This is a genomic window from Rhizobium sp. P1_E1 (genome assembly GCF_056406015.1).
Genome location: NZ_JBFUAY010000030.1, coordinates 46,251 through 53,481 on the forward strand (window position 1 = coordinate 46,251; position 7,231 = coordinate 53,481).

Sequence of the window (7,231 nt, forward strand, 5' to 3'; positions counted from 1 at the left end):
TTTGGTGTCCTTGYTCATCTCGTCTTCGGCAGCCTGTCACGGTCGAGCAGACCGCGGGACAGCCGGTCGAGCAGAAGGGCGATTGCGACGATCGCCAGGCCCGCCCGCAGGCCAAGCCCCATCTCCATGCGCGTCAGGCCGCGCGTCACCTCCGCGCCGAGACCGCCGGCGCCGACGAGCCCGGCCAACACCACCATCGCCAGGGACAGAAGGATGCATTGGTTGAGCCCGACCAGGAGCGTCTGCCTGGCCAAGGGGATCTCGATCTTCCAAAGCACCGAACGAGGCGGCGCGCCGATGGCGCTGCCGAGTTCCACGAATTCTCTCGGCACCTGGTTGAACGCCAGCGTGGTCAAGCGGAGCATCGGCGGAATGCCATAGACGATGGTGGCGATGATTGCCGGCACACGTCCAAGGCTGAAGATCATCACCGCAGGAATGAGGTAGACCCAGGGCGGCACGGTCTGCATCACGTCGAGAACCGGACGAACCATCGCCTCCAATGTCTTGTGGCGCGAGCACAGGACGCCGATCGGGAAGGCGATGAGCACGGAGATCAAGACAGCGACCGTGACCAGGGAGAGGGTCTGCATCGATGCCGTCCACAGCCCCATGAGGAGACAAAACCCCAGGCAAAGACCGGCAAGGATTGCGGCGCGCAGACCGACGGCGACAAATGCCAGGATGACGACGATCGCGATAAGCCCATAGGGCGGCACGAAGAGGAGGGCCGCCTCGAATCCGGAAAGAACCGCTTCGATCAGATAGCTGATCGCCGCAAACAGCGGATGAAGGTTGGTGTTGAGCCAATCGACTGACGGCGCCAGGAAAGCGCCGGGCGAAAACTGCAGGATGGACGGATTCATGACTTCCTCCCCGTTCCCAAACGAGCCGCGCTCTGAGTTATCCGGTCAAGCACCATGGTCAGAACCACGATGGCTATCGCTCCATTGATGGAGGTCGCGATGTCGAGCGTTCTGATCGCGCCGTAAATCGTCTCGCCGAGCCCGCCGGAACCGACGATGCCTGCGATGACGACCATGCCGAAGGCCATCATCAGGCTCTGGTTGATCCCTGCCATGATACTCGGCAGCGCAAAGGGAAGGCGAATCTTGAAGAACATCTGCGCCGGTCTGATCCCAAGCGCCTCTCCAAGTTCGATGAACTCCCTGGGCGTCATCCGGATACCGAGAGACGTCAGGCGGATTGCCGGCGGCACGGCGACGATCACCGTCGCGATCAGTGCCGTCGCCGGTCCATAGCCGAGCAGGGCGATCGCCGGCAGCAGATAGATGTATGGCGGAAGTGTCTGGATCAGATCCAGACCGGGCTCCATGAAACGATCGAGGGCGGGGAAAAAGCCGGCGGCAATACCGATCGGGATCCCGATCGCCAGGGCGAGTGCGGTTGCGGTCAATACCAGCGCCAGGGTGCTCATCGTCTCCGGCCAGAGCCCCATGGAAAAACAAAGCGCCAGCGCGACGCCGCTGAGCAGGGCGAACCAGACATTGACCAGCCGCCAGCCGATGAGCGCCACGATCAGCGCGACCAGGTAGAATGGCGGAAGCTGCAGAAGCCAGAGGATCCCGTCATAGAGCCCTTCGAGAACCTGTCTGATAGTATCGAAGAGGAATTCGCCGTTGTCGCTCACCCACTCGAGCGCCGAGTCCGTCCATTCGTCAAAAAGATCGGTGAAGCCTGAACTATCCATGTCAATCAGCTCCAGTTGTGGGACGCCGCCGTGAGATCGTGGGTGGACGTCCCCTTGACGCCCATCAGCAGGCTGCGTGGCGTGACAACGCCGACGATCTGATCATTGTCGACGACGGCGATGGCATCGCGCTCCGACTGCATCGTCAATGTGATGAGTTCGTCGATGTCGGCATCCGGCGTCGTGCGCGCCAGCGACGCGATGTCGGAATTCGGCGCGCTCTCATGGAATTCGGCGACGCTGCGCATGACGGAATGCGCCTTGATCAGATGGAGGCGGGATATGCCGGCGACGAATTCGGCGACATAAGCATCTGCCGGGTTGAGGATGATCTCTTCGGCCGTGCCGGTCTGGATGATGACGCCGTCCTTCATGATCGCAATGCGGTCACCGATCCGGATCGCCTCGTCGAGATCATGGGTGATGAAGACCGCGGACTTGCCCAACGCTTTCGTCAACTGCCGGAATTCGTCCTGAAGCTGACGCCGGATGAGTGGATCGAGGGCGCTGAACGGCTCGTCCATCAGAATGATCTCGGGGTCGGAAGCAAGCGCGCGGGCGAGCCCGACGCGTTGCTGCATGCCGCCGGAAAGCTCGTTCGGATATCGATTCACCCAGTCGGCGAGGCCGACCTTCTCGAGCGCTGCAACGGCCGTCTTGTTTCGCTCCGGCTTGGCAATTCCCTGAACCTCGAGGCCGAAGGCTGCATTTTCCAGGACTGTGCGATGCGGCAACAGAGCGACGCTTTGAAACACCATGCCGATGTTCCTGGCGCGCATCTGCCGGAGATCGACCGGCGACAGGGCGGCGAGGTCGCGTCCCTTGACGAGGACTTTCCCAGAGCTCGGCGTGATCAGCTTGTTGAGAAGGCGGATGAGCGTCGATTTTCCGCTTCCCGACAATCCCATGATGCAGAAGATTTCGCCGCGCCGAACCTCAATGCTCGCGTCGGACACGCCGACGACGCAGTTGAACTCCTTCAACACCTCCTTTTTGCCGAGGCCGCGCTCCTTGATCGACTTCATTGCCGCAGCGGACTTGTCACCGAAGACTTTCCAAAGGGATTGGCAGTCGATCAGGACGTCATTGATATCGGCATTTATGGCTTTCATAGCGATCCCCTTTGAGCCATTCGGCGCTGGCTTCTTCATTAGGTTTCAGGGTGACCGTCCGACGGATCGGACGGCCACGACGCGTTTAGTTCTTCTTGATGTTTTCCCAGCGCTTGATCAGGTCGGCATGGGCGCCGATCCAATCCTGCACGGCCTGGTCCATGGTCTTGCCTTCATTGACCGCGCCGTTGATGGCGGTGATGTCGGCGATCGGGACGTAGACGCTGGCCATTACTTCACGCGCATGCGGGTTCTCTGCGGAGAAGCCCTTGTGGCCGATCCAGTAGTAGCTCTGCGGCGGCGGGAATACGCCCTTCGGGTCCTTGAGGTACTTGACCTCGTACTTCTGAACCATCCAGGACGGCTCCCAGATCGTTACCGCAATCCACTCCTTGCGATCATAGGCGGACTTCAGCGCCGCCGTCATCGCGGCGGTGCTGCCCTCGACGAGCTGGAGCTTGAGGCCGTAGTCCTTGACCGCGTTCGAGGTATCGCGCATCAGGCCGGAACCCGGTTCGATACCGATGATCTTGCCGCTGAACTTGTCGGCGTTTTCGTTGAGCTGTTCCAGCGAGTCGATCGGGACATATTTGGGAACCGCAACGCCCTGATAGAGGCCATGCGAAACAGGCGAAATCTTTTCGAGGCGGTTCTTGTTCTTGTCCCAGTAGTCCTGCGCAACATAGTCCGTCTGCGAGGTGAGAACCTGGATGTCGCCCTTGGCGAGAGCGGCATAGGCGATGCCCCATTCGGAGAACTCGGTCACCTTGACCGTATAGCCGGCGTCTTCGAGAACCTTCTTGGTGATTCCGGTGATGGGCGTCAGGTCCTCCCAGGACATCGTACCCATGGTGATCGTTTTTTCTTCCGCGCGAGCAGGAAGGATGCTGACCCCGATCATCGCAGCGGCGCAGAGCGCCCTCCACAAATTTTTCATTGTTCTTACTCCTGTTTTACGTTCCCATTCTCATTGAAGTCTGCGAGCGGGCAGTCTTCATATTGCGTGGGCCGAGGGATCATCCCTCGCGGCCTGCGCGCAATTCCTGCAAACGGATCATCGCGTTTATGCCCAGCCAGGCGAACGGCTCCGGCGGGAGCCTCGAAGGCTCAGGGTGATCCATGTATTGTTCGAGATGCCGGGAGGCCGTTCGGGTCGCCAGTTCCGCCGCCATCATACCGGCGAGTGTGCTCTTGACCGTTCCAAGCCCGTTTTCGCAGCATGCGGAAAACAGTCCTTCTTCGATCTCGCCGAAGGCGGGCACGTGGTTCCGGCTGAGGCACAGACGACCTGCCCAACTATGTTCGAAAGGGACATCCGCGAGACCCGGGAACCGCGCGTCGAGCGCGTCTCGATGGGCCTTGGCCATCTTGCCCATGCGCCAGTCCGACGCCTCCAGCTTGCTTTCGTAGGTGTACTTCGTGCGGATTACGATCCGCGACTGGCCAGCGGAGGTAATCTTTCGAATCGTGGCTCCCATCGCATCTGCCGGGAGCAGCGCCCACTTGTCCTGCCCTGAGGCCTTCTGGCCGAAGTCGTTTGCTGGAAACGGCGCTGTCATCGAGGCATAAGCAAAGATGTGCATCAGGCGGCCGCGATAGTGCCCGAAATCGTCGATGTGGCCATTGACCCCGAGGATCACCTTTGGAGCGGTGACCTTCCCTCGGTTTGTCATGGCGGCCCAGGTGCCGCTGTCTTGCTTCAATGAAGTGACAGGAGAACGCTCGAAAATACTGACCCTGCCCGGCAGGCCCGCCGCAAAAGAGCGGATGTAATCGGCGGGCTGGATAAGCACCGCTCCGGGCGTGTACAGACCGCCGGTGTAGTAATCCGATGCGGTGATCTCCCGCATCTCTTTCGCATCGAGAAACGTATGCTTCTCGCCAGCGCCCCTCAGGGATTCTCCGAAGCTCCGGTTGAGCCTCATGCCGCGAGCGGTGGCCGCGGCGTTGATCTTTCCCGCCGGGTCGAATGTCGCGCGCGACATCCCGTATTCCTCCGCCGCTTGCGCGGCAAAGGCTATCGCTGAGCGGTTCTGGGCCATCTCCAGCCGAGTGGCGTCCGCCTCTCCACTAGAATACTCCCCGCCTGAAAGGTTGTGCGGAACGTCGATCATGAAGCCGGAATTTCGGCCCGACGTCCCCTTCCCCACTTCGCTCGCATCAAGGATAACGATCTTGTCATCCGGCCGAAGTTCGAGAAGACGGCGGGCCGCCGAGAGGCCAGCAAACCCCGCGCCGACGATCAGCCAGTCCGCGGTCACGTCGCCGTCGAGGGTCCGGACCGGGAAAGGGCGCTCGCTGACCGCCTCCCAGCCCGAGACGCCATTCTCAACAGGCAAACGTTTGACCGACTTCGAGATCATCGGATGGTCTCGTCGACCGAGCGATCCGAGACGTCGATCCAGATGGTCTTGAGTTCGCAGTAATTGTCGTGGGCGAAGACCRACTTGTCGCGGCCGCCGAAACCGGACTCCTTGTAGCCGCCGAACGGCGTGCTGGCGTCGCCTTCTCCGAAGCAGTTGACGGTGACGACGCCGGCGCGGATTTCGCGCGAGAGCTTGATGGCGTTCCTCAGGCTGCCGGTATAGACGGACGCCGTCAGACCGTAATTCGTGTCGTTGGCAAGAGCGATTGCTTCGGCAAGCGAATAGAAGGTGGTAACAGACAGCACCGGCCCGAAGATCTCTTCCTGGAAGAGGCGGCTGGCGGGCGTTACACCCTCGACCAGCGTCGGTTCGATAAAGATGCCGCCATGCGTTTCGCCACCATGGGTGACCGTCAGCTTCTCCTTCCGGGCGTCGTCGAGGAAGGATTTCACCTTCTCGAAATGAGCCTTGCTGACAAGCGCGCCGATGCGGTTTGCGGGATCGAGCGGATCGCCGGTCTTCCATTCGCGCATATAGGCGCCGATGCGTTTCAGCAGCTCATCCTTGACCTTGGAATGAACGATGAGACGCGACGTGGCCGAGCAGTTCTCGCCCATATTCCAGAAGGCGCCGTTGACGACCTGCTCGGCAACGAGGTCTAGGTCTTCGGCATCGTCGAGAACGACGGCGGGGTTCTTGCCGCCGCATTCGAGCACGACGCGCTTGAGATTCGAGTCCGCTGCATAGCGCAGGAAGCGGCGGCCGGTGGGCGTCGATCCGGTAAAGGCCACCATATCGACATCCATATGCATGCCGATCGGTTCTCCGACTTCCTTGCCGCCGCCGGTCACGACATTGAACACGCCGGCTGGAATGCCCGCTTCATGGGCAAGCTCGGCGACACGCAGCGTGGTGAGCGTCGTTTCCTGCGCAGGCTTGACGATCACCGAGCAGCCGGCAGCGAGCGCCGGACCGATCTTCCAGGCCAGCATCAAAAGCGGAAAATTCCACGGAAGCACGCATCCGACGACACCGACCGGCTCACGCACGATCATCGTCAGTGCATTCGCGCCGACAGGCGCGGTGTTGTCATAGAGCTTGTCGATCAGTTCGGCGTGCCAACGGATCGTATGAATGGTATCGGGAACATCGACCGTCTGGCATTCGCCGACCGGCTTGCCGCTGTCGAGGCTTTCCATCACGGCGAGCTCGTGACGATTGTCCTCCAGCAGCCTGGCAAGCTTGAGGAGCACCGCCTTGCGTTCAGCCGGCGAACGCAGCCGCCAGCGGCCGTCGTCGAAGGCTTGCCTTGCCTTGGCGACGGCGGCGTCGACATCGGTGGCATCGCATGCGGCAATCTCGGCGAGAACCTCGCCCGTCGCGGGATTCGTCGAGGTGAATGTCTGCCCTGAATTGGCCGGACGAAATGCGCCATCGACGAAGGCATTCGTCGGAAACTGAAGACCGGCGGCGATCGCCTTGTATTCGGAAGCGGTCAAGGGTTCATGCATGATTTGCTCCCGAGGTGATCTGGCCGACCGTGCGCTTCAACGTGGCGACGACGGTCTGGAGGGTTCGTTTTTCTTCGGAGTTGAGCGGACGCAGCGGCGCACGGACCGATCCGACATTCAGCCCGATCAATTCGCATCCATGCTTGATAGATTGGACGAACTTCCCGCATTCCAGGAAATCCATGAGCGGCAGCATCGCCGTCATGATGGCGCGGCCCTTGTCGAAATTCTTTTCGAGCAAGCAGGCTTCATAGAGGGCGACATGTTCGCGCGGGAGGAAATTGGAGCCGGCGCAGACCCAGCTCTTCGCGCCCCATGCGAAGAATTCGAGCGCCTGGTCGTCCCAGCCGCAGGACAGCGCAATATGGGGAAATTTCCGGGCCAGCAGATGCAGATTGCCCATGTCGCCGGAACTTTCCTTGATGGCGATCACGTTCCTGGACTTGCCGAGCCGGGAGAAATACTCCTCGCCCATCATCACGCCCATACGAGCCGGATAGTTGTAGAGCATGATCGGCAGGTTCGCCGCGC

The 7,231-nt window shown here is 60.9% G+C and carries 7 protein-coding genes; all 7 read right to left on the bottom strand.

From position 1 onward, the window contains the following. Positions 1 to 14: 14 nt before the first annotated feature. Entirely contained in the window at positions 15 to 866 is an 852-nt protein-coding gene (locus AC1D1Z_RS13560) for an ABC transporter permease (protein ID WP_018246023.1), read from the bottom strand. Continuing rightward, entirely contained in the window at positions 863 to 1,711 is an 849-nt protein-coding gene (locus AC1D1Z_RS13565) for an ABC transporter permease (protein WP_018246024.1), read from the bottom strand. Before AC1D1Z_RS13565 ends, AC1D1Z_RS13560 begins: the two co-directional genes overlap by 4 nt. Positions 1,712 to 1,716: 5 nt before the next feature. Then, the gene (locus AC1D1Z_RS13570) at positions 1,717 to 2,862 is read right to left on the bottom strand and encodes a quaternary amine ABC transporter ATP-binding protein (protein WP_018246025.1); all 1,146 of its coding nucleotides are present in this window, start codon (positions 2,860 to 2,862) and stop codon (positions 1,717 to 1,719) included. Positions 2,863 to 2,908: 46 nt separating this feature from the next. Beyond that, on the bottom strand, positions 2,909 to 3,760 hold the full coding sequence (locus AC1D1Z_RS13575; RefSeq protein ID WP_018246026.1) for a glycine betaine ABC transporter substrate-binding protein: 852 nt from the start codon (positions 3,758 to 3,760) through the stop codon (positions 2,909 to 2,911). Positions 3,761 to 3,839: 79 nt separating this feature from the next. Further along, positions 3,840 to 5,186 (bottom strand): NAD(P)/FAD-dependent oxidoreductase, encoded by a 1,347-nt coding sequence (locus tag AC1D1Z_RS13580; RefSeq protein ID WP_018246027.1) that lies wholly within the window; start codon positions 5,184 to 5,186, stop codon positions 3,840 to 3,842. Continuing rightward, positions 5,183 to 6,700 (bottom strand): aldehyde dehydrogenase, encoded by a 1,518-nt coding sequence (locus AC1D1Z_RS13585; protein WP_477850836.1) that lies wholly within the window; start codon positions 6,698 to 6,700, stop codon positions 5,183 to 5,185. Before AC1D1Z_RS13585 ends, AC1D1Z_RS13580 begins: the two co-directional genes overlap by 4 nt. Beyond that, positions 6,693 to 7,231: dihydrodipicolinate synthase family protein (locus tag AC1D1Z_RS13590; RefSeq protein WP_477850838.1), on the bottom strand; the 539-nt coding region annotated here is incomplete at its 5' end. The genes AC1D1Z_RS13585 and AC1D1Z_RS13590, both read right to left, overlap by 8 nt.

Excerpts from the sequence above, each read along its gene's own strand:
- AC1D1Z_RS13560 (WP_018246023.1), bottom strand. The coding sequence starts at position 866 with ATGAATCCGTCCATCCTGCAGTTTTCGCCCGGCGCTTTCCTGGCGCCG.
- AC1D1Z_RS13565 (WP_018246024.1), bottom strand. The coding sequence starts at position 1,711 with ATGGATAGTTCAGGCTTCACCGATCTTTTTGACGAATGGACGGACTCG.
- AC1D1Z_RS13570 (WP_018246025.1), bottom strand. The coding sequence starts at position 2,862 with ATGAAGAAGCCAGCGCCGAATGGCTCAAAGGGGATCGCTATGAAAGCC.
- AC1D1Z_RS13575 (WP_018246026.1), bottom strand. The coding sequence starts at position 3,760 with ATGAAAAATTTGTGGAGGGCGCTCTGCGCCGCTGCGATGATCGGGGTC.
- AC1D1Z_RS13580 (WP_018246027.1), bottom strand. The coding sequence starts at position 5,186 with ATGATCTCGAAGTCGGTCAAACGTTTGCCTGTTGAGAATGGCGTCTCG.